The following is a 2,495-nucleotide window of genomic DNA, read 5'->3' as shown; positions in this document are numbered from 1 at the left end:
TAGCTGAGCAGGAGGGACAACTGATAGAAACAGAAGCCACTGGAGCACCTCAAAAACACCATCATACACTAAATCAGTAAGTTGGCACCATTACCACATTTTGAAAGGGGCATTGGACTGACCCCGCCCCGGTAGACGATCCTGCCCTATAGTTGGCCTGGCGGCAGAGATGGAGTAGACCGCTGAATGTCAACGGTCGTGTAGAATACTGGTATCTCTGCGTGACAATCATGCGTCACGTGAGCCCAGCAGTGCCTGTAAGGCATGCTCCAGTTGCCGTGCATTATCTTCTACCGTGAGCCATTCTGGCGGTAGTTCATGGCGCTGGTCAGCGGTGGACTGAGGTGGTGTTCCCATACAAGCCTGTGGGTCACTTTCTTTAAGCGCAACAACGGCGGATTGACGGGCTAGTACCATGCAGCTATCCGACAACCACTGACAATACGTCATCACGACAGTTGGTGGTGGAGTATGGGTGTGTGACATGGCCCGGCTGAGACTTTCCGCTAATAAAAGGGAAGTCGCGTATACCCGGATTGCATGGCGGTCGTAACGCTGTGTGACGGTGGCAAGCCGCCCGGCGTTTAGCCGACCCCGTAGTGACCAGCGTTTACTGACCTGTGCTTCAGCTACAGCGGCGCGAAGAGCGGCCAGAGCGGCCTGAGCCTCTGAAAGCTGACTCAAAGCGGCCTCTGCTCCCTTACTGCTTTGCACCTCACAGGCTCGTAGCATTCGATCCAGTCCATTACCAATCTGACGCAGGAAGTCGGAGGTTGAACGCCCAATGTCGCTGAATGGATTAGATGTAAAGAGCACCTGGCTGAATAATAATCCGACAGAGGCTCCCAGCAGAACGTCCACTAAACGTGTACCGCCCGCGCTTTCAGGCCCCATGGCAAGAACCAGAGCCACCGATACTCCAGCCTGGATGGGGACCACCGGAGCCGGGCCGATGGCGGCGCCCAACAAAATAGCGAAGAACATACCAATGCTCATCCGCACCAGTGGATGAGTATCGGGGAGCTGCCACATCAACTCCCCCATCACGATACCGAACGTACAGCCAATAACCAGATTTCTGGCCTGTTTCAGGTGACTGGGTACACCCGGAGCAAGACATACCACGGCGCTGACGATGGCAAACGTAGGATGCTCATGTCCTAACAGCCATACCGCCAGTAACCATGCCAGCAGGCAGGCCAGTGCCGTAGCAAGCGCATCGCGCGCTGCCAGCCTCGCACGTGAAGGAAATCCAGTGGTGATTTGGCGCCAGGCCAGGCGTAGACGAACTAACCAATGCAACAGGAAACTCCTCAGCGATGATGCGCATGATGATTCACGGTTCTGGACGACCCGAACAGATGCCCGAAATAGTAGATCACATTGCGGGAAAAGGGGGCAGGATTATGCGTTCTGATGCTTCTCTGAGCATTGATATACCGCCGCCAGGCACTGACTACCAACATAAAATAAGATTATTTCAAATAAAATCATATTATTAACATAGATTGTCTACTAAGCAGCCTGTACCTTAATCTACAGTTCAAAAAAGGATATTGGGTGGTGCATGACTCTGCATGGAAGGTTTGTCATCAACGATGCGCATGACTCGCCGTTATCGTTTGCTGGGGCCGGAACATTTTTAGCGTTTTCTGGCGATGGTATTTATCGCAATCGAGGGGCTTGTGACATGAAGCCGACCGCAGGCCCGGTTCCGGCGGGTAAATACTGGATTGTTAATCGTCCTGAAGGTGGACTCCGATCGCACGTTAATGCCGGTGTTCGGGATCGTTACAACCAGGTCATGAATGGTGCGACGTTCAGGCACAGGCGGGATGATTGGGGAATCGACGATGACACATGGAATGAGGGGGTTAAACGCGGTAACTTCCGTTTGCATCCTGGCGCGCTATCAAAAGGGGGTATCACTCTGCTACATGCTTCAGATTTTGCCATGTTGCACAATGCGTTACTAAAAACACCGCAGGTGGATGTTCCTTGTATGAGTAAACTCAAGGCATACGGCACAATTGAGGTGATCTTGACCCTCCATCTCCGGACAGCTTTTGTATCTTAAGTTAACGATGTCCGCTGCCGCCGGTATTCCCTCGGGGAGTGATATCCCAGCGCGCTGTGCGGGTGGTTTTCATTGTAATGCGTGAACGCTACTGCAAGGTTTCGCAGTGCTGTTCTCACATCCGGTTTTGGCATGAACGCGATATAGTCTTCTTTCATCGTTTTCACGAACCGTTCGGCCATGCCATTACTCTGCGGGCTGCTCACCGCTGTTGTGCAGGGCTCCAGATTCAGCTCTCTCGCGAACCTCCGCGTTTCATACGCGGTATACGCTGAACCGTTATCCGTCAGCCACTGCACTGGTGTTTCCGGTAGCCTGTCGCTGAAGCGCTTTTCCACCGACCTCAGCATCACATCCTGCACGGTCGAACTGTCATAGCCTCCCGTGCTTGCTGCCCAGTCTATGGCCTCACGGTCGC

General features: G+C 53.3%; 3 protein-coding genes. 1 reads left to right on the top strand and 2 read right to left on the bottom strand.

What is annotated here, in order from left to right; genetic code table 11:
- Window positions 1-228: 228 nt before the first annotated feature.
- Window positions 229-1,302 (bottom strand): FUSC family protein, encoded by a 1,074-nt coding sequence (locus tag ACOTXF_RS23695; protein WP_004118212.1) that lies wholly within the window; start codon window positions 1,300-1,302, stop codon window positions 229-231.
- Between the two features lie 265 nt (window positions 1,303-1,567).
- On the opposite strand from ACOTXF_RS23695, the gene ACOTXF_RS23690 reads away from it, so the two are divergent.
- On the top strand, window positions 1,568-2,077 hold the full coding sequence (locus ACOTXF_RS23690) for a DUF2778 domain-containing protein (protein WP_004187073.1): 510 nt from the start codon (window positions 1,568-1,570) through the stop codon (window positions 2,075-2,077).
- Here ACOTXF_RS23690 and ACOTXF_RS23685 read toward each other — a convergent pair.
- Window positions 2,074-2,495, bottom strand: a 422-nt coding sequence (locus ACOTXF_RS23685) for an integrase core domain-containing protein (protein ID WP_421635308.1), incomplete at its 5' end; no start/stop codon positions are given. The two genes, ACOTXF_RS23690 and ACOTXF_RS23685, sit on opposite strands and share 4 nt — an antisense overlap.

The organism is Enterobacter cloacae complex sp. IR53041, from assembly GCF_049238285.1.
GTDB lineage: Bacteria > Pseudomonadota > Gammaproteobacteria > Enterobacterales > Enterobacteriaceae > Enterobacter > Enterobacter roggenkampii.
Note: the sequence above shows the minus strand (reverse complement) of the source record. Positions and strands in the feature narration are given on the sequence as shown.

Coding starts and splice junctions, on each gene's coding strand:
- ACOTXF_RS23690 (WP_004187073.1), top strand. CDS start 1,568: ATGACTCTGCATGGAAGGTTTGTCATCAACGATGCGCATGACTCGCCG.